Source organism: Acidobacteriota bacterium, assembly GCA_018001935.1.
Classification (GTDB): domain Bacteria; phylum Acidobacteriota; class JAAYUB01; order JAAYUB01; family JAAYUB01; genus JAGNHB01.
On record JAGNHB010000002.1, the window covers coordinates 228,333 to 251,623 of the forward strand.

A 23,291-nucleotide genomic window follows, 5' to 3' on the forward strand; every position below is an offset into this window, starting at 1 on the left:
GCCCGGATAAACCGGAAATTGAACCACGAACCACACGAACGAAGAAGACAGAAACCAGGGACCGGTGATGACGTTGGGTATCCCCGCGGCGAACGGGAACGCCTCTTCTCCGTGCCAAGGGATTAACGCGCCGGTCCCCCCTCGGGCGGCGCCGGCGGCGGCAAGTCGCGAAGGAGCGCCAGGAGGGCCCGGACCGCGGCCGGGGCGTCCGGGTGGTCGTGGTACTTGAAGAACGCCACCCGGTGGGTGTTCCGTCGCAGCCAGCGCAGGGCGAGGGGGAACCCCTCCCGGTCGGCGCCCGGGAGCGCGGCCGCGGCGTCCCCGCAGGCGCTCTCCAGGAACCGCTCCAGGCCGAGGACGTCCGTCGCCCGCCGCTCCAGCGAACGCCGGTGGACCCAGCCGGCCGGGTGAAGGACGAAGACCGCGGCGCGGCCCTCGTCGGCGTGGGGGAGCAGGGCGACCACCGGTTCGGTGAGCGGCTTGGGCTCGGGCTCGGGCCGGATTTCCAGTTGGGTGTTGACGGGCGGCCGGAGCTCCCGGATGAGGCGGGCCTCCTCGAGGGAGGCCTCCAGGTCGGAACCGTGGGGGATGGCCCCGACGCGGTGGGTCAGGGCCTGGATCTTCTCCAGTTTGACGTCCCCCTCGGCGAGAAACCGGAAGTAGCCCGACACCCGCCGGCGCACGTTGACGCTCTTGCCGACGTAGACGACCCGGTCGTCGGCGTCGTGGAGGAGGTAGACCCCCGGGGCCTCGGGGAGCGCCTCGAGGTCGGCGGCGCCGAAGGCCCGCCCCGCGAAGTCGAAGGGGCGGCAGAATTCGGCGAGGCGGGCGGGAACGTCCGCCAGCGTCTCCAGCCCGGCGGCCATCAACTCCTCGAGGAGGGCGGGGAGCAGGTCGGGCAGCGCCCGCAGCTCGGTCTGCAGCGGGGTCTCCCCCCGCACCTCCACGTGCAGGGCCGTGAGGACGTCCTCGAGCGTCGGGCGGGCGCCGCCGGGCAGCGCGATCCGGGCCACGTCGGCCAGGGGGTGGAAGTGCTCGGGGAGCGCCGTGCCCGTGGCTTCCGCAAGGCCGAGAAGGGCTCCCACCGGCGCGGAGGCGTACAGTCGGAGGAAGAGGCCCCGGCCGGCGAGGAGTTCGTCCAGGAGGCGGAGGACCTTTCGTTCCGGGGCCAGGGTGCAGGGGAAGCCCCAACGGTCCCGGAGGTCCTCCGCCAGGCCCCGGGGAACGCGGGGGGAGTCGAGGAGGTAGAGTTCGGTGCGGCAGGGGGCGTCGGCGCCGGGTCCGCCGGGGCCGCCCGGCCGGAAGCGGGTGACGGCGAGGAGCGGTTCCCGTGTCGGGCCCACGGGGAGGAGGTCCCCGCCGAGGGCGACCCACTCGCAGTCCTCGAGTTTCGGCGACGGGTCCGGGACGGCCTCGATCGCGGCCCAGCCGTCGCCCGAACGGGCGAAGCGGCGGTCGCGGGCGAGCACGGTTTCGATCACGCGCCCCCCGACGGCGGCCGCCCCGGAGCCCAGGAACCGGGACGCCAGCTCGTCGGCGGGCACCGCGGCCCCCGCTTCCCGCAGGGCTTCCCAGATCCGGTCCTCGAGCTTTGACATGGGTCCCCCGGGGCCCGGGCGCCTAGATGCTGTGGGGGATCAGGTACACGATCACCACGACGGCGGTGGCGACCGGGACCAGCCAGGTCTTCCCCCACCGCCGGGCGAGCCACAGCCCGATCCCGTAGGCCAGCAGGGCCGCCTGGGTCTTGTTGTCGGTCACGTCGGCGCCGAAGGGCCACCCCTCCCACACGACCCCGAAGGCGTACCAGTTCATCGGCCACCCCAGCGGGAGGCCCCCCAGCGCCATCAGGAGCCAGCCCTTGAAACCGGTCCGCACGGCGCCGGGCGGCGACGTGCGGTCCCGCATCTCGCGGAAGGCCAGGAGGCAGGCCAGGATCACGAAAAAGAGGCCCACGAACATGGGGATGACGTGCACGAGGGTCAGCGCGAGGGGAACGTCGCCCCGGAACCGGACGGTCATGAGGCCGCCGCCCCGGAGCAGGTCGATCTCGCGGCCGTCCTTGAGGGTGATCCGGAAACCGTAGTCGTACTTCGTCATCCAGGGCCGCCGGTCCACGGGGAAAAGCCAGGAGCGCGAACCCTCCGCGCCCTGGAGAGGGACGCCGGCACACACCTCGAAACGGCCTGGTTCCCACTTTCGTTCCCGCCCCAGCAGGCGGATGGCGGAGACCGCCCCGAGGGTCCCTGTCTCCCGGACCTGGAGCGTCGATCGGTCGGCGTCGGTGATGACCCGGGGGGCCCGGTGGGTGACGGTCCACCCGTCGCCGGACTGGCTGACGCTGTACCGGAAATTGGGGCCGGTGACGCGGGCGATCACCAGGAAGCCGAGCGTCAACACCAGCGCCCCGATGACAAGTCCCTTCTTCCTCATTGTCCCTCGCTTCGATCGGATGGTTCCCGCCGCGGGGCTCGCCGGCGGGCGGAGGCATTCTAATCCGTCCCGGAAACGAATTGCAACCGGCTTTTACGCGGTGCCGACGGGCAGGGTGAAGGTGAAAACGCTCCCGGACCCGGGCCCCTTCTCCGCCCAGATGTGGCCGCCGTGGTGCTCCACGATCTGCCGGCAGATGGACAGCCCGAGCCCCGTGCCCCGGGGTCGGTCGGTCAGGGAGTCCCCGACTTGCCGGAACTTCTCGAAAATGTAAGCGAGGGCGTCGTCGGGGATGCCGATGCCCGTGTCCCGGACTGACACGAAGAGGGCGTCCCCGCAGCGCCGAACCCCGCAGGCCACCTCCCCGGCGTCCGTGAACTTCACGGCGTTGGAGAGGAGGTTGAGGACCACCTGGAGCAGGCGGTCCCGGTCGCCGGGGACGGCGGGAAGACCGGGCTCGATCTCCTCGACGAGGGTGAGCCCCCTGGGGTCGGCCAGGGGACGGATGGCGGCCATCCCCTGACGGACGACGTTCGCCACGTCCACCGGTCCCCGCTTCCACTCCACCTTTCCCGCCTCCAGCTTCGCGATGTCCAGGAGGTCGTTGATGAGGGCGGTCAAGCGCTCGCTCTCGGCGACGATGATCGCCACGTTGGCCCGGATCTGCTCGGACACCTTCCCCGCCCGGGTCTCCGAGGGGGGGATCAGGGGGAAGACGACCTCGTCCAGCTTCTTCTGGATCATCCGGGCGAAGCCCACGACCGAGGTGAGAGGGGTCCGGAGCTCGTGGGAGGCGATGTTGAGGAACTCGGTCTTCAGCGCGTCAATCTCCCGCAGCCGGGCCACGGACTCCTGGAGCATGCGCCGCTCGATCTTCCGCAGGCGCGCCCGCACCCGGAGGAGGACCAGGGTGAAGACGAGGCCGGCCCCGACCGCCCAGTAGAGGGTGACGGCCCACCAGGTGCGCCACCAGGGCGGGACGACGACGATGGTCAGGTTGGCCCCGCGGTTGTTCCACACCCCGTCGTTGTTGGCCGCCCGCACCCGGAAGACGTAGGTTCCGGGGGCGAGGTTGCCGTAGGTGGCGTACCGGCGAGCCCCCGCCCGGATGTACCCCTGGTCGACCCCCTCGAGCGTGTAGACGTAGGCGTTGCGTTCGGGGTTCTGGAAGTTGAGGGCGACGAACTCGAAGGTCAGGACGTTCTCGTCGTGACGCAGCCGCACCTCGCGGAGAAAGGGCGGCTGGGTCGCCGGGCGGTCCGGGGCGCCCTCGCCGAGGGACCGGTCGAAGACTCGCACGTCGGTGAGGTAGACCGGCGGCACGAAAGCGTTCGGCCGGATGGTCTCCGGCCGGAAATGCGTCACGCCGTTGAGCCCGCCGAAGAAGAGTTCCCCGTCGCGGCCCCGGCAGTAGGCCCCCTGGTTGAATTCGTTGGACTGGAGACCGTCGCGGCGGTCGAAGTTCCAGAAGGAGGCGCGGGCGGGCTCGAAGCAGGACAGGCCGTGGTTGGTGCTGAGCCAGAAACGGCCGAAGGCGTCGGGGAGGATCGCGTAGACCACGTCGCTGGGCAGCCCGTCGCGGGTCGTGTACAGTTTCCACTCGGCCCGGGCGGGATCGTAACGGTTCAGGCCCAGGTCCGTCCCGACCCAGAGGATGCCCCGGTCGTCCAGGTGGAGACAGCGGACGAAGTCAGAGCTGATCCCCGCCGACGGGTTCGAAGGGTCGTGCCGGATGCGCTTCCAGGTGCCGTCCGCAGGGTTGAGGCGGACCAGGCCGCCCCCGTACATCCCGATCCAGAAGTCTCCCCCCGGGTCCCGGACCAGGGCGCGCACCACCGTATCCCCGCCCTGCCGGCCCGCGGGGGCGGCAGGCCCGAAGTGGGTGAACCGGCCGCTCTCCGGGTCGAAACGCTTGAGCCCCCGGTCGGTCCCGACCCACAGGGTCCCCTGCGGGTCCTCGAACAGGGTCCGGATCACGTCCCCCGGCGTCTCCGGGCCCGCCCGGGGGTCCACCCGGAAGTGGCTGAACCGGCCGGTGGCGGGGTCCAGGCCATCGAGCCCGCGGCCGTAGGTCCCGACCCACAGCCGCCCCTTGCGGTCCATGAGGATCGACCAGATGCCGTCCATGCCCAGGGAATCCGGTCGCGCGGGGTCGTGGCGGTAGTGGGTGAACCGGCCGGTCCGCGGGTCGTACCGGTCCAGCCCGGCGGTCAGGCTGCCGATCCACAAGGCCCCCGACGGGTCCTGGTGCACCGCCATCACGAATCCCGCCGACAGGCTCTCGGCGCTCCCCGACCCCCGCCCGATGTAGTGGAAGTTCTTCTGTTTGTTGGAGAGCGCGTTCACCCCGTTCATGGTCCCCACCCAGAGCATGCCGCTCTGGTCCAGGAGCAGGGACATGACGACGTTGAAGGAGAGGCTCCCGCGCTCCTCCGGGGCGTTGGAAGCGGTGAACGCACTGCCGTCGGAGGGGCGGTGGAACACGATGCCGACGGTGTTGGTGCCGATCACCAGGCTGTCGGCGTCCGCCTCGCAGAAGGAGGACACGCCCCCGCCCGCGACGAGGGCCCCGAGGCGTCGGGGCGGTGGGCGAAAAACGCCGGTGCGCGGGTCGAGGGTGAACAGCCCCTGCCCGGTCCCTACCCAGAGGAAGCCTTTCCGGTCCGGGTGGAGAGCGGCGATGAAGTTGGGGGACCCCCTGCCCTTCCCGGCGCCGGCTTCGGGGTAGAAGCGGTCGAAGCGCCCGTCCCCGGGCCGGAGCCGGTTCAGGCCGTTGAGGGTGCCGGCCCACAGCCCGCCGGAGCCGTCGACAAGGATCGTGTGGACGGACGGGTCGCTCAGGCTCCCCGGGTCGTCGGGACGATGGGTGAAGTGCGCCAGGACCTCCCCCCGGGGGCTGACCCGGTCGAGGCCGCGGGGAGTCCCGACCCAGAGGTCCCCCCGGGGGTCCGGGCGGACGCAGTGCACGGTGTCGTCGCCGATGGAGGCGGGGTCGCCGGGGCGGTGCCGCAAGCGTCGGAACGTGGCGGTGCGGGGGTCGAAGACGTTGAGCCCGCCCCCTTCGGTGGCGATCCACAGACGGCCCTCCCGGTCCAGGCAGAGCCCGTTCACCCAGTTGTTGGACAGGGAACCCGGGTTCCGGGGGTCGTGGCGGAACACCGTGAAGGCGTACCCGTCGTAGCGGTTGAGCCCGTCGTAGGTGCCGAACCAGAGGAAGCCCTGCCGGTCCTGGCACATGGCGGTGACGCTGTTCTGGGAGAGCCCCTCGTCGGTTCCGATCCGGTGGAACAGGACGCGGCCGGACTGGGCGGGTGCGAACCGGGCGCCTCCGGCCAGGACAGCGCACCCGACGGCCAGGATTCGAAGGGGAAAGGATAATCGCCGCATCCTGCTCATTTTTTCACAGGGCCGGGCGGTAATCAAGGGAAGATACAGCCGGTTTGAAATTCGGGCGGGACACCCGCGCTCCCCGGGCAGTTTATTACGATATTATCTTTGATGGGCTCGCAAAAAGTCTTTTTTGCCCGCGAATCACGCGAATAAACGTGAATCAGAATTCAAAAACTGACAGATATTATTCGTGTTATAAATTCGCGTCTATTCGCTTTATTCGCGGGAAATTTCCCTTTCGCGACTTTTTGCGGGGATGTCATCTTTGACATTCGTTATCACCGTTTCGGCCGGGGGTCCTGGTACTGCTGGAAGCAGTGGAAGCCCAAGAACCAGAGGACGGTGAGCACGAAGAGGTCGATGCCGGAGAACCCCAGGATGCCCAGCACCACGATCAAGGCGGGAAAAAGGAGGAAGAACTTCAGCAGGAAACCGTACGTGGCCGGCTCGATCTCCCGCTCGGGCGGGGGCGGGACGGGCGGTTGCCAGGGGCGGCGGGGCGGAGGCGGAGGGGGCGTTTCCGGCCGTGGCGGGGTCGACAGGGAGGCGTCGTAGTCGGCCCGCTTGTCCGCGTGCCCGAGGACGGCGTAAGCCTCGTTGAGCTCCTGCATCTTCCGCGTGGACTGTTTCCGGCTGCGGGCGTCCCGGGCCAGGTCGGGGTGGAACTGCTTGGCCAGGGCCAGGAAAGCGCTCCGGATCTCTTCGGCGGACGCCGTCGGCGGCACGCCCAGGACGTCGTAGAAATTCTTCGGAGGCCGGTTCCACATGGAGGGGATTGTACCATCGATCGCTCAGGGGACCAGCCTCCGGTTTTCCCCCGGGAGAAGCGCCGGGAGGCCCTTCGGATGGCCAGGGCGCATCCGGGGAAAGCTTGATGCTCCCGTAAAAGGTCGCCAATGGGATATTTCCCGCGAATAACGCGAATCAGAAATGATGCCCTCGAAAAAAGTCCTTTTCTCTCACAGAGGCACGGAGAAATGCAAATCGCATTTTAAAATCCTTATGATTCTTCTCCGTGCCTCCGTGCCTCTGTGAGATCACGATCAGGACTTCTTGTGTGCGCGGCCCCGCGCCCTAGTTCGGCAGCACCGGCAGGTGGAGGCAGGAGGGGTACTTCGCCGAGTGGTGGATCACCTGGTCCGCCTTGACGAAGTCGGTTTCCGTCTCGTTATTCTTGCCGGTGTTGAGGTTGCGCGAGAACAGCGGGAAGATGGCCGACGCCACCTCCACCCGGAGCTTGCAGCCGGGCTTGACCTTCAGGCCCGTGTGCCACAGGTCCAGCTCGTACTTCTCGATCTTGCCGGGGGTCAGCGGTTCCGGCTTCGCCAGGGAATTGCGGTAGCGGGCCCGGACCTTCCCCTTGCCGATGACGTGGATGCCGCCCTCGGCGTCCACCAGGCTGAGGCTGACGTACCAGTCGGTGTCCTTCGCCGAGCTGGAGGCGTAGAGCGTGGCCGACAGGGGCCCGCAGATCACCAGCGGTTCCTTCACCGGCTCGGTCTCGTAGACCAGGATGTCCGCCCGGCTGTCGGTCACGGACTGGTGGAAGGCCTCGGCCTTCTTCTTCTCCTCGGCGTCGGAAAGGACTTCCTTCGTCCGTTCCTCCTTGCTCTTGGTGGGCTGGAACTCGGGGGAGGGGGTGGGGTCGCCGGGGTCGTAGACGTAGCGGTCGGTCTCGGCCGGGGAAGCGCCCTTCTCCCAGACCAGCCGGCCGTCCCCCTTCGAGGTGTTGGCCTTCCCGCCGCTGGAGAGGTAGAGGTCCTTCATCACGGTGCCCTCGAGAGGGTAGGTGTTCCCCTTGCGCCAGCTGTTGTCGTCCATGACGAAGAGCTGGACGAGCGGCTCGGTGTCGATGCCGTTCTTCACGCCCTTGAGCCAGAAGTCGAACCAGCGGAGGTAGTCGCGCTGGAGGTCCACGATGGCCTCCGAGCCGAAGTCCTTGTCGCCGATCCGGCGGCTGGCGCGGTCGGTGTGGCCCCAGGGGCCCACGGTCATCTTCTGGTTGTTCAGCCCGGGCTTCCGGATCGCCTGGTAGTTCAGCTTGGTCCCGATGGCGTCGCCGTCGAACCACCCGGACTGGTGGAAGGCGGGGATCGTCACGTCCTTCAGCCGCTTCAGGAAGTTGGCGCGGTCCCAGTAGGCGTCGTTGTCGGGGTGCCGGATCCAGTTCCGCCAGTAGGGGTTTTCCTTCTTGAGGAGGACCTTGTCCAGGTCGATGACCGGGAGGGTCTTGAGCACCTTGGAGTAGTCCTCCTCGTTGATCCCGGCCATGGCCTCGCCGGTCAGGTCCGCGGTGGCGTTGGTCTCGAGGATCCTGGCCCACCAGATGGACCCCAGGAGAAAGAAGGCGCCGTTCTCGTAGGGAATGTTCCAGTGGGGGTCGGGCGGCGCCACGTTGGGGATGATGGCGGTCAGGTGCGGCGGTTTCCGGGACGCGGCCCACCACTGGACCCACCCCACGTAGGAGGCGCCGATCATCCCCACCTTGCCGGTGCACCAGGGCTGGACGGCCAGCCACTCGATGGCGTCGTAGCCGTCCTCGGCCTCGTTCATGAAGGGCTCCCAGACGCCCTGGCTGGCAAAGCGGCCCCGGCAGTCCTGGGTGGCGCAGGCATAACCTCTTCGAGCCCAGAACTTTCCGTCGAGTTCCTGCATCTGCTTGCCGTAAGGCGTGCGAATGAGGACGAGGGGGGCCTTCTCCACGCCCACCGGGCGGTAGAGGTCGGTGGCCAGCTTGACGCCGTCGCGCATGGGCACCAGGACGTCCTTCTCGAGCGTGTACTCGTACGACGCTTTCGAGAGAAGGGGGTCGTCCACCGCTTTCTTCGCGAGGATCTCGTAGCCGGGCCGGACGAAGTAGGCCTTCTGCACCGGGACGTCCTCCAGGACCACCTTGCCGGCGGCGTCCTGCCAGACGGTGATGTCGATCCCGGCGAGGCTGAAGGTGTACCGCTCGAAGGTCTGCTCTTTCCCCTCCACCACGCGGGTTTCGGGCGGGAGGATTTCCACGGGCACGTCCATGTCCACCGTTGCGGAGACGAAGACCTTCAGGGTCTGCTTCTCCTTCCTGCTCTTGTCCACGGCCTTGATGAGGGCCGTGAAGAGGGAGGGGGCGTAGTCCAGGTAGAGGAGGCTCCCGGCGCCGATCCGCCCGGTGCTCTTCTCGCCCTTGAACTCCCGGCGGATCAGGCAACCCTCGCGCTCCACCGCCTGGGGGCCGCGGGGGGTGATGATCTCCACCTTCGTCCAGCGCCCTTCCCCGTCCACCGACACGAGGGTCTCGGTCTTGACGGTCTGCCCGGCCAGCGTCAGGTCGAAGGTCCCCCGGAAGGCGCCGTCGGCCTTCCACTCGAACCGGTGAGTCGCCAGTTTCTCCTCGTTCAGGTAAAGAAGGAATTCCCCCGAATCGGGCATGCCCTTCAACGAAGGGGTGTAGGTCGCCATGGCCGCCTGTTCGTCGGTCAACTCCGGCTCTTTCGCCTTCGGGGCCTCCTGGGCGTGCAGGGAAACGAGACACAGGGCCAGCATCACCGGGGCAAGTCCGCACCGGATCGATTTCCAACCGCGGAAATTCATGGGGGTCCTCCTTCGCCGGAATGGGCAGGGATTCGTCAATCGAGAACAGTATACGGGACCGGGCGGGTCCGGGTTACCGAAAAAAAGTGCTAATTTTTTAGCAAAGTGCTGAACTTTTAGCATCGACCCGTCGTACTATAACCCGGAACGACCTGTTGCGGGAGCGAATCGATGATGAAGACACCCCGACCCGAAAGCTTGTCCCGGCGCGAACGGCAGATCATGGACGCCCTCTTCGCCCGGGGCGAGGGCACCGTGGCCGACGTGATGCAGGACCTGCCGGACCCGCCGGGGTACTCGGCGGTCCGGGCCATGCTCCGGATCCTGGAGCACAAGGGGCACCTCACCCACCGGCAGGACGGCGCCCGCTACGTGTACGTCCCCGTCCGGGAGCGGGAGGAGGCGGGGCGGTCCGCCGCCCGCCACCTGCTCCGGACCTTCTTCGACGGGTCGCCGGCGGAGGCCGCGGCCGCCCTGCTGGACGCCGCGGACCGCCCCCTCACGGAAACGGAGTACGAAACGCTTCGCCGCCTCATCGAGAAGGCGCACAAGGAGGGACGATGACCCTGCCGGAAATCCCCTTCCTCGCCCAAGAGGCCATCGCGTTCATGTTCCGGAGCGCGGTGCTCCTCCTGGCGGCCACTGCGCTCGCCCCCCTGATCCGGCGTTGCACGCCCCGGCTTCGCAACGCCGTGTGGGTGACGGTGCTGGTTCTGGTCCTCCTGCTGCCCTTTGCCGCCTTCCTGGGCGGCGGCCTCCGGTTGGGCCTGCTGGCGGATGTCGCCCCCGGGACCGCCGTGGAGGCAGCCGCCTCGCCCGCAAGGCCGGTTCCCCGAGAGGCGGTCGACCCCGCGGAAACCCGCTCAACAGGGCCTTCCGAAAACACCTCCGCGGCCGCCCGGGAATACGGCGTCACCCGGTCGGAGACGGCGCTTCCCGACGGGGCGGTCGGCCTCGTGGAAACCCGCTCACCGCGGCGCTCCGGCGAAACCCCCGTCGCCGCCGTGAAAAACGGCGCCCCGGTGCACACCCCGCTCCCCTGGCGGGAATTCCTCCTGGGAGTCTGGGGAACGGGGGCCCTCGCCGTGGGGCTCCGCCGCTACCTGGCGGGCCGGGCGGGACGGCGCCTGGTCCGGCATTCCGAACCGCTTGCGGGCCCCGCCTGGCAGGCGCTGCGGGAGGAAGCGGCCCGGGAGGGGGCGGACCTCCGCGTCGGCCCCGCCGTCCGGACTCCCCTGACCTTCGGGGTCTTCGCGCCCGTGATCCTCCTTCCCCGCACCGCCCGGCACTGGCACCCCGGGTGCCTCCGCGCGGTCATCCTGCACGAACTGGCCCACGTCCGCCACCGGGACGCCCTCTCCCGCCTGGCGGGAAAGGCCGCCTGCGCCCTGGCCTGGTTCAACCCGCTCGTCTGGCATGCCTTCCGGGAGATGTCCCTGGCCCAGGAGGAGGCGTCCGACGCCCGCGTGGTGCTCGAGGGCGTTCGCCCTTCCGATTATGCCCGTCAGCTCGTGGCCTTCGCGTACGACCTGCGCGCCGCCGGTTTCGCCGGCGCGGCGGCGGTCGGCATGGTCCCGCGCACCCGGCTGGAACGCCGGATCCGCCACCTGCTGCAACCCCATTCCGACGTCAAGGAGACGACCATGAAGAAGAAACTGGCCTTGTTGATCGGTGTCCTGACCCTCGGGGCCGCCGTGGCGTGGATGTCCCCCTTCTCCCCGTCCACCGCCGTCGCGGCCGTTCCCGCCGGCGACCCGGCCGGCCTGGGGGGTGAGCCGCCCGCCCCGCCGTCCCCGCCCGCCTGGGCCATGCCGTGCCTCCCGGCCGCCCTGGCGGCGCCGCCCGCCCCGCCGGCCCCGCCGGCGCCCCCCGCCCAGCCGCTTCCACCTCCCGTCGCCGCCCCCGAACCGCCGGAGGCGCCGGAGCCCCCCGAGGCCCCCGAGCCGCCGGAGAAACCCGGCCGGGGAGGCGTTTCGATCGGACTGGACGAGAACTCCCTCAAACAAATCCGCGAGATCTCGGTGGATGCGGCGGAGATCGCACGCGCCGTCCGGGAATCCCTCAAGTCCCTGGACGAGCTGAAGGACCTTGGCCCCCAGATCGAAAAGGCCGTCAAGGAGTCCCTGGCCGCGGCGAAGCTCGACCCTTCCCTGGAGAAGAAGATCCAGGAACAGCTGGAAAAAGCCCGTCAGAAAATGAACGACCCCGCGTTCCGGGAGCAGCTCCGCCAGGAGATCGCCCGGGTGCGCGCCGAACTGGGCGATCTCTCCAGCGTGCGGGAGAAAGTCCGCAAGGAGATGAGCGAGGCCGTGGCGAAGCTCGAGCGTGAAGCCGCCCGGGCGAACGCCTATGCCCGCCCCTGGATCGAGATGGCCCGGGACCAGGTCCGCAAGGTGATGGACCGCCTGGCCAACGACCCGAACTTCCCCATCAGCGACGATCAGCTCCGGAAGATCGAGGAATCCATCCAGAAAGCCCTGGGAGAGATCTCAGAGACGAAATGACCCCCAAACCACCGGTTCCGGACGTTTGTTTACAGGACCGGGACCGGTGGCTTCAGGCCTTTCGTCCTTTCACGGCGCCTCAACTTTCTTCGTTCTACCTTACGCCCAATCGACAGGGCTCGAGATTCGCTTGAACCGGTGCGAATCTTTCCGGAAACGAGCGGAAGCAGTCGCTGACAGCCTCATCCCAAACCGCGAAGTGTGATACCGAACGAGTATCCTTCAATTGACAAACCGTAATCTCGCCCCCTGGTCGATAGACGAACTGTCTATCGGACCGGCATTTCCATGATGAATCGGGGCACCTCTCCGCGACGGACCGCTGATCGGTTGCTCTGAATGCTCGTCGGGTTTTCTCCCGAAAAATCCACGATCCTCAAGACAAGAAATACTTTGACATTTATCCAACATCGCAGGATAATTACCTTAATTGTGCCTTCAAGAATGTTGGTTAGTTCTCTGAGAACAGGGAAACGGAGTGCCACATGGATTCATTTCGTGATTTCTTTCAAAAACTGACCGGGCATAATGCGCCACACGATTGGCAGAACGAGTTGGCCGCTCAAGAGGATTGTTGTAACCGCCTGATCCGTGTCCCAACCGGGTTCGGAAAGACCCACGGAATCCTCGCCGCCTGGCTTTGGCACCGAGTAAAACGCAGAGACAACCGTTGGCCGCGGCGCCTGGTCTGGTGTCTCCCCATGCGGGTGCTGGTGGAGCAGACGGAGAACGAAGCGCTTGCGGCACTGGGCTCGCTGGGGATTCTCTGGGATGGAGGCACGCATGAAGGCAAGGTCGGGGTCCACTTGCTGATGGGGGGGGCGGACGGCGGCGATTGGCCCCTTTACCCGGAGGAATGTGCCGTTTTGATCGGCACTCAAGACATGCTCCTCTCCCGTGCCATGAATCGCGGCTATGCGGCGGCGCGTGCCCGCTGGCCGATGGAATTCGGCCTCCTCAACCAGGACGCGCTCTGGGTGATGGACGAAGTCCAGTTGATGGACTTCGGCCTGGCAACCTCGGCGCAATTGCAGGCGTTCCGTGATGATGACTCGGAAGAGAAACGTTCCCTTCGCCCCTGCCGCACCTGGTGGATGAGTGCGACACTGCAGCGGGGCTGGCTCGAGAAAAGTCCGGACACGACTCGATTGACAGCCGGTCTGCCCTCGTCGTCCATCCCGCCGCAAGGGCGCGTCGGCCACCTGTGGGACGACGTCGTCAAACCGTGCGAATTGAAAGCGGTCAAAGATGCCAAGGACATCGCGTCATTGGTCGTCAGCGAACATGAGGCGATGAAGAGAAGCACCGGCGCTACGACGCTGGTGGTTCTCAACACCGTAAGAAGAGCCGTGGAAGTTTTTGAATTGCTGCAGAATGACGACTCTCTGGCAATGACCGACAAACGATTGGTTCACAGCCGTTTCCGGCCCGCGGAGCGCGCCTCGTGGTGTGAGGCCTTCTTGAATAGAGAGGCCTGTGCATCGGGAACAGACCGCGTCATCGTCGCGACCCAGGTCGTCGAGGCCGGGGTCGACATCTCGGCCGGTCTTCTCGTCACCGAACTGGCGCCGTGGGCCAGCCTGGTGCAGCGTTTCGGCCGCTGTGCAAGATGGGGAGGCACGGCGCGGGTAATCGTCGCGGATTTGCCGGCCGGCCAGGCCGAGGAAACCGCAAGGAAGGCCCGCGCAGAACAAGAGAAAGCCATAAGATCGGGGAAAACGAAGGAAATCGACGCGGCCGCCATCATCACCAACGCGGAGAACAAGGCGGCTTTGCCCTATTCCATGGACGAGCTCAGGGCTGCCCGTGAGGCGCTCGGGCTTGTCAGCGATGTCGCTCCTCGGCAACTCGAGACGTTCGAGGAGCAGCATGGCGAATGGCTCCCCCGGCTCTACCCCTTCGAACCGGCCCACCTGCTGCTGCGGCATGAACTCGATGAACTGTTCGACACCTCGCCCGACCTTTCCGGGGCCGAGATCGACATCAGCCGTTTCATCCGCTCCGGCGCCGAGCGCGACCTCCAGGTTTTCTGGGAGGACATCGAGGGAAAAACCGAGCCCCCCGAAAAGTTGCGGCCCGCACGGGAAGCTCTTTGTACGGTTCCTTTCCTTGACGCCAGGGCCTGGTTGTGCGGCAAGGGGACACGGCTGGAAAAGGGCAGGCGCGCCTGGGTCTGGGATTGGCTGGAAGGCGCCTGGCGAAGGGCCGAAGGACGCGATTTTTACCCTGGTCAGACAGTGCTGGTTTCGGCCGACTGCGGTGGATACGATCCGGCCAGGGGGTGGGATGCCAAGTCATCGCTCAGCGTCTTGCCGGTTGCGCTTGTTCCGCCACAGCCGGCTGAAATGACGGACTCCGGCCAGGACGATGAATCGCTGAGCAGGTCGGCATGGCAGACCATCGCTTCTCACGGCCGAGAAGTCGGCGCGCTGACACGCCGGTTGGCCCAAGAGCTTGTTCCTGAATTCACCGACCTGTTCGATCTGGCCGGGCGCTTCCACGACGTGGGAAAGTCGCATGCCGCGTTTCAGCAAATGATCGTCGGCCACGGCAGACCCGCCCGGGTTGATCTGGCCAAGGCCCCGGAGAAAGCCTGGTCGATGAAGAACCGTCGGCGGGGTTTCCGTCACGAACTGGCAAGCGCCCTGGCGCTCTTCGCCGTCTTGCAGCGGCACGCCCCCGACCATCCGGCCCTGCTCGGGCCATGGCGAGGTTTTCTTGCCGCCGTCGGGATGAAGCCGGTCGAACCGCTTTCGTCGGGGTCCCCGCCGACACCTGTCGAAGCAGAAATCCTCGCCCTATCCGCGGAAAGCTTCAACCTCCTGCTCTACCTGGTCTGTTCCCATCACGGCAAGGTCCGCCTGGCCTGGCACGCGTGCCCGGCCGATCAGGAATTTTCGGATGGGGCGTTGCGCATCCGCGGGGTTATCGACGGTGAAAGGCTGCCGGCGTTACCGCTTTACACCACTGTCGGCGACATGTCCATGCTGCCGGAGAGTCTCCTCGATCTGACGCCTTCCTCCGCCGGGCTCAATCCAAGAACCGGCCGGGGTTGGACGGAGCGGGTGCTGTCGCTGTTGTCTATCTATGGCCCGTTCGGCCTTGCCGGGTTCGAGGCGATCATGCGGGCCGCGGACCAGCGGGCCTCGATGGCGGTCAAGGACGATGAATTGCTCGAAGCGGAGGTGTCGCCATGATGCACATCCACGACCTGAACGGCTGCGCCCCCGTACCCCTGGCCCACTACCTGAAAGCCCTGGGGATTCTGCGTCTCGTATCTGAACAGGGTGATGAACAGGCGAGAGGCTGGTGGGAAGGGGATCGCTTTCGACTGGCGACCCGTTTGGATTGCTGCGAATTGGAAGCCTTTTTTCTAAAGGCATATAAACCGACCCCCATGGTGTCGCCCTGGAATAAAGGGTCTGGGTTTTTTTACACCAATGATCCGGGTTTAACCCCAATCATGAGTTCTGATGCTCCACGATTTGAGCCTTTTCGCGAAGCCATAACCGCCTCAAAAGCCTTGTTGTCAGCGATATCAAGCGCGGACGATTCCGTCAGGCGAATCAAAGCAGAGACCAAAGTCAAGGGTATGACAAAAAGCCAAAAAGAGGCAATAAAGAGTTCACCCGACTATAAGAAACGTCTCTCTATGGCTGAAAAGATTTTCAATGCGTTGAAGAGCGATCTTATCCCGAGATGCCGACTTGTCTGGCGGGGGCCACACCGGAAATGGCTGGATGCCGCAATGGTTCTCGACAGTGATGGCAATCCTGGTTTCCCAGCGCTTCTTGGGACTGGCGGCAACGATGGCCGTCTAGACTTCACCAACAATTTCATGCAACGGCTCAACGAGATATTCGATCCTTCCGACAAAGACGGCAAAGCACGAAAGTCGGCGGATCAATGGATTTCAAGCGCTTTGTGGGGAAGAGCGATCAAGGGCTGCCAAATCGGGAGCGCCGTTGGCCAGTATTTGCCTGGAATGGCTGGGGGAGCGAACAGTACGACCGGTCCGTCGGGTGACAGTCTCCTCAACCCCGCGGATTTCATCCTCATGATGGAGGGAACGGTGCTCTTTACCGCCCATGCTACCCGAAGACTCGCGACCACAGCATCGTCACGCGCCGCGGCGCCGTTTGCGGTCAGCGCGCAAGGCGCCGGTTATGCCAGTGCGGCCGATGCCGACGAAAGCTTCCGCGGTGAGCAGTGGATGCCTCTCTGGTCGCAACCGCTGACCTTGGGTGAGTTGCGTCGTCTGCTGGCGGAAGGGCGCGCGCAACTCGGCGGGCACACCGCGAGCAGCGAGCCGCTCGACCTTGCCCGCGCCATCGCGCGGATGGGGACGGCGCGCGGAATAGGCGAATTTCAACGATACGGCTACATCGAACGGAACGGGCAGTCGAACCTGGCGGTCCCCCTCGGCCGGTTCCGCGTTCCGGAAAAGGTGCCGCCCCACCTCGGCTGCCTTGACGACCTCGACCGTTACCGCTGGCTTTCCAGGCTCCGGCGTGAAGCGCGGGACCAACATGCTCCCGCCAGGCTCAGGCGTGCCGAGCGGGTTCTCGGCGATGCGCTCTTTGCACTCACCCAGAGACCGGAAAGCCCGTCGGAGTGGCAGGCCGTTCTGCTGGCGATGGCGGGAGCCGAAGGGGTCATGGCCGCCGGCAGCGGTTTCAACGCAGGGCCGGTCCCCCCGCTTCGTCCCGAATGGGTCCAGGCGTCGGATGATCATTCCGTCGAGTTTCGCCTGGCTCTCGCTTTTGCCTTGCAGGCCGCAGCTTTCAGCGAAAGGGAGGACCGAACCTGGCCGATCGACGGCGTTCGACGGCATTGGCTGCCCCTGAAAGGGAGGCAGTTCGCCAAAACCGGGACCGGGGCGCAGGCCAGGTTGGAAACAAGGCCGGATGTTGTTCTCGCCGGTCGGGAGGGAATCGATGACGCCCTGGCCCTGGTCCGGCGCCGCCTGATCGAGGCCGCGCAAAAAGGCCAACGGCGGCTGCCGCTCTCCCCGGCGTTCAGGGCGTACGCTCACCCCGCCGACCTGGCACGGTTGCTGGCGGGGGAAGTCGATCTCGACCGGACCCTCGCCCTGGCGCGGGCGCTCATGGCGCTCGACGGCAGCCGATGGGCCGCCGCCCCTTGTCCGCCGTCCGGACCCCGTCACCTCGACTATCCTGACGACGCCTGGCTGGCCATCCGTCTGTCCCTTCTACCGTGGCCCCTAGAGGATGGCCGCAAGATCGGCGTCGACCCCGCCGTATTCCGCAGGCTGGAGAGCGGGGACGCGGCGACGGCTTTCGAGTTGGCCCGTCGCCGGTTGCACGCCGCCGGCATCGGCGCCACCGTGCGGTGTGCCGCCGTCTCCCCCGAAACCGCCCGGCTGTGGGCCGCGGCCCTGGCCTTCCCGGTCACCCGTAGGACAGCCGGAAGTTTCGTCCGGCGTCTCGATCCCAACGCCCAATAACCCAAGGAGGAAAAACCATGTCCGTCGACCTTTCCGCTCTCAACGATGTAAACAGGGTGCTCTTTGCGATACCGCTCGTTCCGCTTCAGGGACACCGCTTTCAGCCGACCGGTTTCCCGTCTCTCGGCGCGGCCACTTTTCAGACACGGCACGGCACGTCGCTCCTCGTCGAAAGCGCGCAAAGCATGGCCAACCACCTGGAACTGACCCTCTGGGACGAGGCCGCCAACGACCTCAAACCGGATTTCGCCGGCCTTTCCCATGTGCGCGTCCTGCGTCACGGCGCCTTCCTCACCGACAGCGTTCTTGAATCCCACCGCATCAACAGCCCGTACATTCTGGAGGGGGCGGATAAAACCTTTTTCCTAAAGATAAAGGGAGAGTTCGCCGTTTTGGAAACCGGCCCCATCAACCGGCGGAAATTGACCGAGGTGCTGCTGAAATATGATATCGGTTCGCTGTTGCATGGCGTCTTTCTGGCTAAAAAGGAACTGGCGGGCGGGCGTTTGAGGCTCTCCCGGGCGGTTGAGGCTTTCATCGAGGCGGACGGGGTCAGGACCGCCGCGTCCGGCGGGGTCAAGAACGACCATGTCAACCCTTCGGGAGACACGAAGACCGGCTTCGGCAATGTCCCGTTCGCCCGGGACGAATTCACCGCCGACGCCCTTACCCTGTACGTCAAGCTCGATCTCGCCCAGATCCGCGGCTACGGCCTTGGCGCCGGTGCGGAGAACCTCCTCGTCCTGCTGGCCCTGTACAAGTTGAGGGCCCTTCTGGATGGAAACCTGAGATTGCGGACCGCTTGCGACCTGCGCGTCGCGACCGGGACCGTCGTCGCCACCCTGCCCTCGGGATATGTGCTGCCCTCGTCCCGGGACTTGTTGGATGCCTTGCGCCCCGCCATCACCGCCTGCTCGGACCTGATGACCGTCAGCGAAGTCACCTTCAACGACGAATTGAAGAAAGGTAAGGAGAAAGAGGGCGGCGAAAGTGAAGAGGCCGAAACCGGCGAGGAGTGACCATGCCGACCTTGATCCTGACTTTCCCCGGCCGGTGCTATCACGCCACGCCGTGGGGTCATCACGTCAACGAAGGGCTCATCGAGTGGCCCCCGTCACCATGGCGGCTGATCCGGGCACTGATCTGCGTCGGCTATGCCAAGGGCTTGTGGGGCGGCGGCGGGCCGCCCGCTCACGTCCGCCGCCTCTTCGACAAGTTGGCGGGGGACCTCCCGGTCTACAGCCTGCCCGGGGCCATCGGGACGCACAGCCGCCACTACATGCCGCAGGCCCGCTTCAAGAACGGGCGCGAGGAGACAACGCTGGTCTTCGACACCTGGGCGCGGATCGACCACGGCGCGTTGGCCGTCAGCTGGAATGTCGATCTGGATGAAGAAGAACGCCCGCTCCTGGCCGCACTGGCCGAAAAACTCGGCTATCTCGGGCGGGCCGAAAGCTGGGTCGAGGCGAAGCTGGCCAGGGAAGGGGAAACCGTGCCGGAGAGCAACTGTTTTCCCGGATCGTCGCCGCCGGGCCCGGGATGGGAACAGGTGCCGCTCCTCGCGCCGCTGCCCGGCGAGGCGGCCTACGCCGGGTGGCGTCGGGAGGCCGTGGAGGCGTTGCTGGCGGGCTTCGCGGAAGGGGCCGAGTCTGGAAAGGCGGGGCGTGAGAACAAGAAGCTCCTTGAACAAAGGGAAAAAGCGCTGGAGCCCTATCCTTCCGATCTGCTCGACGCCCTGCAGAAAGAGACTGCCTGGATGCGTAACTTCGGCTGGAACCAGCCTCCCGGAAGCCGCCGCGTCTTTTACTGGCGCAGACGCGACGCGTTCAGGGTCGGCGCTCCCGTCGAGGGCAGGGCGCCGTACCCGCCGCCGGTCAAGGCCATGCTCCTGTCGATGGCCACCCGAACCGGAAACCGGCAGGCGTTGCCGTCGGTCATCCATTCCCTGATCCAGGGGGAACGCCTGCACAAAGCTCTGGTTGCCGTCGCCGGGGAGCACAACCGCGCCCTGTCCGGTTGCGACGAGGACGGCAGACCACTCCACAGCCGTCACGAGCACGCCCATTTCCTGCCGCTCGATCTCGACGGCGACGGGCATCTCGACCATTTCGTCGTCTGGGCGCCCATGGGGCTCGACGGGTTGGCGCAGAGGGCGGTGCGCGCCGTCCGCAAGACTTACGCGAAAAATGTCGAGTCGCTCCATCTGGCCCTGGCGGCCTCCTGCAACGAGATGAGCGAACTCCTGGCGCTGGAGGGACGGTACGGTGACGGTCTGCGCGCGCTGCTCGGCGGCATCGGCGGCGCGACCGAATGGGTCAGCCGTACCCCGTTCGTACCGCCGCGCCATCTCAAGCCGCGCGGCAAGAACAGCCTGGAAGGGCAGATTGCGGCGGAACTGGCGTCGAGAAGGTTCCCCGTACCCTCCGACATCGTGGTGATCGACCCGCATGCCGACCCGGACGGCCTTCGGCACCGGCACTTCACGCGCCTTCGCAGGAACGCTCCTTCGACAGGTTTTTTTGAGAGTCGGCCGTGAGTTCGGCACCGGCACTTCACGCGCCTTCGCAGGAACGGGCCGCCTCCCCCCATCGACTGTGGGTTCACCGTCCGGTTTCGGTTTGAACGCCCCGTCTTCGGGCCGTTGTGCCTCGGGTATGGCTCGCACTACGGCCTCGGCCTCTTCGCCCCGGTCGAGGGTTTGAGTTCGTGACTTTTTCAAGGGTTGCCCTCGCGGGAGAAATCGGGATGGAGACAAAGGGGAAAGACCCGGCGCAAACCGACCTGGTCCCCGCCCGGATGCTGAGCGAGTATGCTTACTGCCCGCGGCTGGGGGTTCTCATGTGGGCCGAGGGAGAGTTCGAGGCCAGCGCCGACGTGGTGGAGGGGCGGACCGTTCACAAGCGCGTAAGCCGCGAGACGGGCGCGGTCCCGGCCCCTCCGGGCGCGGACGTGTCCGGCGACGGGACACCGTACGCGCCGCCTGCCGGGCGGCGCACCCTGGGCGAGGACGCGGATGCGGCCCGTGACGGAGAGCCGTACGCGCCGCCTGCCGGGCGGGGCCATCCGCAACCGAACGCGGTCGGATCAGACGACAGGGCGATCGAAGCGGCCCGGGAGGCGGCCTCCCCACCCGAGGCGGACGATGCCGCCGAGACCTTCCACGCCCGCTCCCTGTGGCTGTCGGCCGAACGGGAGGGGCTTACCGCCCGGGTGGACCTGCTGGAGGGGGAAGGGACGCGGGTCACCCCGGTGGAGTACAAGAAAGGGAGGCGGCCCGACGTGGCCGGCGGGGCCTGGGAGCCGGAGCGCGTCCAGGTCTGCGCCCAGATGCTCGTCCTCCGGGAGAACGGGTTCACCTGTGACGCGGGGGTGCTCTACTTCGCCGGCTCCCGGGAGCGGGTGCGGGTCCCTTTCACCGACGAACTGGCGGAGCGCACCCGGGCCCTGCGGGATGCGTTCCGGGCGGATGCGGAGGCCGGCGCCCTCCCGCCCCCCCTCAAGGACAGCCCCAAGTGCCCGCGCTGCGCCCTGGTGGGCATCTGCCTTCCCGACGAGACGATCTTCCTCCAGGAGCCGGACCGGGTGGACCCCGACGACGTCCGACGGCTCTACCCCGCCCGGGACGACGCTCTCCCCCTCTACATCCAGGAACAGGGCGCCCAGGTGGCCAAACGGGGTGAGGAAGTCGAGATCCGGGTCCGTGGGGAAACCGTCGAGCGCGTCCGCTTGCTGGACGTTTCCCAAGTCTCGGTCTTCGGCAACGCCCAGGTGACCACCCAGCTCATCCACGCCCTGTGCGAACGGGGGATTCCCCTCTGCTACTTCTCTACCGGCGGGTGGTTCCATGGGGTCACCCACGGGATGACCCACAAGAACGTGCGCCGGCGCATCGCCCAGTACGGGGCCGCCTTCGACGAGGCGGCCTCCCTGCGCATCGCACGACTACTCGTAAAGGGGAAGGTCGCCAACGGCCGGACCCTGATACGCCGCAACCACCCGAACCCGCCGCGGGGGGGGCTTCGCGAGTTGGCCTCTCTGGCCTCCCGGGCGGGACGGGCGACGGACAACGAATCCCTTCTGGGGATCGAGGGGGCGGCCGGTCGGCTCTACTGGGACCTTTTCCCGGCCCTTCTCAAACCGCCCGGCGGGGGAATGCCCTTCGCCATGGACGGACGCAACCGCCGCCCGCCCAGAGACCCCGTCAATGCCCTTCTCTCCTACGCCTACGCCCTCCTGGCGAAAGACGTCTCGGTGACACTCCTGGCGGTGGGGTTCGACCCGTTTCTCGGTTTCTACCACCGTCCCCGCTACGGCCGCCCGTCCCTCGCCCTGGACCTGATGGAGGAGTTCCGCCCCCTGGTGGCGGATTCGGCGGTCCTGACCGCGGTGAATACAGGCGTCGTCTCCGAAGGGGATTTCATTTTCCGCGCCGGGGCCGTCTCCATTCAACCCCGCGCCCGCACCCGGTTCATCCAGGCTTACGAACGAAGGATGGACACCCTGGTTTCCCACCCCCTTTTCGGCTACCGGGTCAGTTACCGGCGAATCCTGGAGGTTCAGGCCCGCCTCCTCGGCCGGTACCTGGACGGGGAGATCCCTTCCTACCCGGCTTTTCGGACGCGCTGACGGAGGGGAGGACGCCGTGCGCCACCAGTTCGTCATCGCCTACGACATTGCCGACGCAAAGCGCCTCCGCCAGGTGTACAAGCTGATGCTCGGCTTCGGCGACCACGTCCAACTGTCCGTTTTCCTGTGCGAACTCAGCGACAGAGAACGGGCAATCCTGGAGGGGCGGCTCTCGGAGATCATCCACCACCGGGAGGACCAGGTGATACTGGTGCGTCTCGGCCCGGCCACCCCGGAGTCCGACACCCGGATCCTTTCGCTGGGGCGTCCCTACTCCGTCCGCGAACGGCGCTCGGTGGTTGTCTGAGCCGCCGTTGGATCCTTGACAATTGAGCGGTTGAGCATTATCCCCGTTGCGAGCGGCCCAGTGACGCGCCAAGGCCATGGGGCACTCGCATTTTTTCCAACAAGAAGTGAAGGCAATGGTTGTCTCTTCACTCCCCCGGAAAATCCCGCACCCGGAAACCGGAAATCCCCCAATCGGCTCGAGCCTCTCGAAATAGGCTTCCGATCTCCTGACGACTGTGAGAGAATTCCGCCAACTCTTTCCACGGCATTCCCGCCGTGGCCCCATTGAAGCCCGGGGAGGGGGCGGGGAAGGAAAGCGCCGAACTGACTTTCCACGGCATTCCCGCCGTGGCCCCATTGAAGCGATACAGCCACACGCTGGGCCGCCCTCCCCTGCCCTTCTTTCCACGGCATTCCCGCCGTGGCCCCATTGAAGCGCGCTGACGACATGCGCAGTCAGCTACTTTACCTGGAACTTTCCACGGCATTCCCGCCGTGGCCCCATTGAAGCAGCATATGCCGCGGCACTGTATCGCCCTTTCGGAGCTTTCCACGGCATTCCCGCCGTGGCCCCATTGAAGCTTCAGCCGCTCAACCCGCTTCACCTCGAAGTGAAGGCTTTCCACGGCATTCCCGCCGTGGCCCCATTGAAGCTTCGGAGTGCTCTCTACTTGTGCAAAGCGGATAAATCTTTCCACGGCATTCCCGCCGTGGCCCCATTGAAGCACAGGGTCTCTACCTTTAGAGAAAATCAAGGTGTCAACTTTCCACGGCATTCCCGCCGTGGCCCCATTGAAGCCAGGGAGACACGCACGGATGCGGCCGTCACAATCACTTTCCACGGCATTCCCGCCGTGGCCCCATTGAAGCGGCTTTCCCTCGGGAGGGTCCCCCACCCACCTCCCACTTTCCACGGCATTCCCGCCGTGGCCCCATTGAAGCTAGGGCGCGCCCTTCTCCTGGGCGACCAGGAGGAACCTTTCCACGGCATTCCCGCCGTGGCCCCA

General features: G+C 66.5%; 13 protein-coding genes and 1 CRISPR repeat array. Of the genes, 8 read left to right on the top strand and 5 right to left on the bottom strand.

Going from position 1 to position 23,291, the window contains the following annotated elements; translation table 11 throughout:
- Positions 1 to 122: 122 nt before the first annotated feature.
- The 5 genes from KA419_01885 to KA419_01905 form a co-directional block, all read right to left on the bottom strand.
- On the bottom strand, positions 123 to 1,598 hold the full coding sequence (locus KA419_01885; protein ID MBP7864672.1) for a nucleotide excision repair endonuclease: 1,476 nt from the start codon (positions 1,596 to 1,598) through the stop codon (positions 123 to 125).
- A gap of 22 nt (positions 1,599 to 1,620) precedes the next feature.
- Positions 1,621 to 2,433: a hypothetical protein gene (locus KA419_01890; protein ID MBP7864673.1), complete on the bottom strand. Its 813-nt coding sequence runs from the start codon at positions 2,431 to 2,433 to the stop codon at positions 1,621 to 1,623.
- A 93-nt stretch (positions 2,434 to 2,526) separates the two neighbouring features.
- Positions 2,527 to 5,820 carry a hypothetical protein gene (locus KA419_01895; GenBank protein ID MBP7864674.1) on the bottom strand — a complete coding sequence of 1,098 codons (3,294 nt, stop codon included), beginning with the start codon at positions 5,818 to 5,820 and terminating at the stop codon, positions 2,527 to 2,529.
- Between the two features lie 281 nt (positions 5,821 to 6,101).
- Positions 6,102 to 6,590 carry a J domain-containing protein gene (locus KA419_01900; protein MBP7864675.1) on the bottom strand — a complete coding sequence of 163 codons (489 nt, stop codon included), beginning with the start codon at positions 6,588 to 6,590 and terminating at the stop codon, positions 6,102 to 6,104.
- A 307-nt stretch (positions 6,591 to 6,897) separates the two neighbouring features.
- On the bottom strand, positions 6,898 to 9,399 hold the full coding sequence (locus tag KA419_01905; GenBank protein ID MBP7864676.1) for a CocE/NonD family hydrolase: 2,502 nt from the start codon (positions 9,397 to 9,399) through the stop codon (positions 6,898 to 6,900).
- Positions 9,400 to 9,573: 174 nt separating this feature from the next.
- Here KA419_01905 and KA419_01910 point away from each other — a divergent pair, with 174 nt between their 5' ends.
- The 8 genes from KA419_01910 to cas2 all read left to right on the top strand — a co-directional run bounded on the left by KA419_01910 (position 9,574) and on the right by cas2 (position 22,303).
- Positions 9,574 to 9,963, top strand: a complete 390-nt coding sequence (locus tag KA419_01910) for a BlaI/MecI/CopY family transcriptional regulator (protein MBP7864677.1) — start codon at positions 9,574 to 9,576, stop codon at positions 9,961 to 9,963.
- Positions 9,960 to 11,903, top strand: a complete 1,944-nt coding sequence (locus tag KA419_01915) for a hypothetical protein (protein MBP7864678.1) — start codon at positions 9,960 to 9,962, stop codon at positions 11,901 to 11,903. Before KA419_01910 ends, KA419_01915 begins: the two co-directional genes overlap by 4 nt.
- Before the next feature lie 485 nt (positions 11,904 to 12,388).
- Positions 12,389 to 15,100, top strand: a complete 2,712-nt coding sequence (locus KA419_01920; protein ID MBP7864679.1) for a CRISPR-associated endonuclease Cas3'' — start codon at positions 12,389 to 12,391, stop codon at positions 15,098 to 15,100.
- Positions 15,097 to 17,370: a type I-U CRISPR-associated protein Csx17 gene (gene csx17 / locus KA419_01925; GenBank protein ID MBP7864680.1), complete on the top strand. Its 2,274-nt coding sequence runs from the start codon at positions 15,097 to 15,099 to the stop codon at positions 17,368 to 17,370. Before KA419_01920 ends, csx17 begins: the two co-directional genes overlap by 4 nt.
- 17 nt (positions 17,371 to 17,387) lie before the next feature.
- On the top strand, positions 17,388 to 18,389 hold the full coding sequence (gene cas7u, locus KA419_01930) for a type I-U CRISPR-associated protein Cas7 (GenBank protein ID MBP7864681.1): 1,002 nt from the start codon (positions 17,388 to 17,390) through the stop codon (positions 18,387 to 18,389).
- A 2-nt stretch (positions 18,390 to 18,391) separates the two neighbouring features.
- Complete coding sequence (gene cas5u6u / locus KA419_01935) at positions 18,392 to 19,906, top strand: type I-U CRISPR-associated protein Cas5/Cas6 (GenBank protein ID MBP7864682.1); 1,515 nt, start codon at positions 18,392 to 18,394, stop codon at positions 19,904 to 19,906.
- Positions 19,907 to 20,115: 209 nt separating this feature from the next.
- Positions 20,116 to 21,996 carry a CRISPR-associated endonuclease Cas1 gene (cas1, locus tag KA419_01940; GenBank protein ID MBP7864683.1) on the top strand — a complete coding sequence of 627 codons (1,881 nt, stop codon included), beginning with the start codon at positions 20,116 to 20,118 and terminating at the stop codon, positions 21,994 to 21,996.
- A gap of 16 nt (positions 21,997 to 22,012) precedes the next feature.
- On the top strand, positions 22,013 to 22,303 hold the full coding sequence (gene cas2 / locus KA419_01945) for a CRISPR-associated endonuclease Cas2 (protein MBP7864684.1): 291 nt from the start codon (positions 22,013 to 22,015) through the stop codon (positions 22,301 to 22,303).
- Between the two features lie 237 nt (positions 22,304 to 22,540).
- Positions 22,541 to 23,290: direct repeats of the CRISPR family, unit length 28 nt; unit sequence CTTTCCACGGCATTCCCGCCGTGGCCCC.
- The last annotated feature ends 1 nt before the right edge of the window (position 23,291 follow it).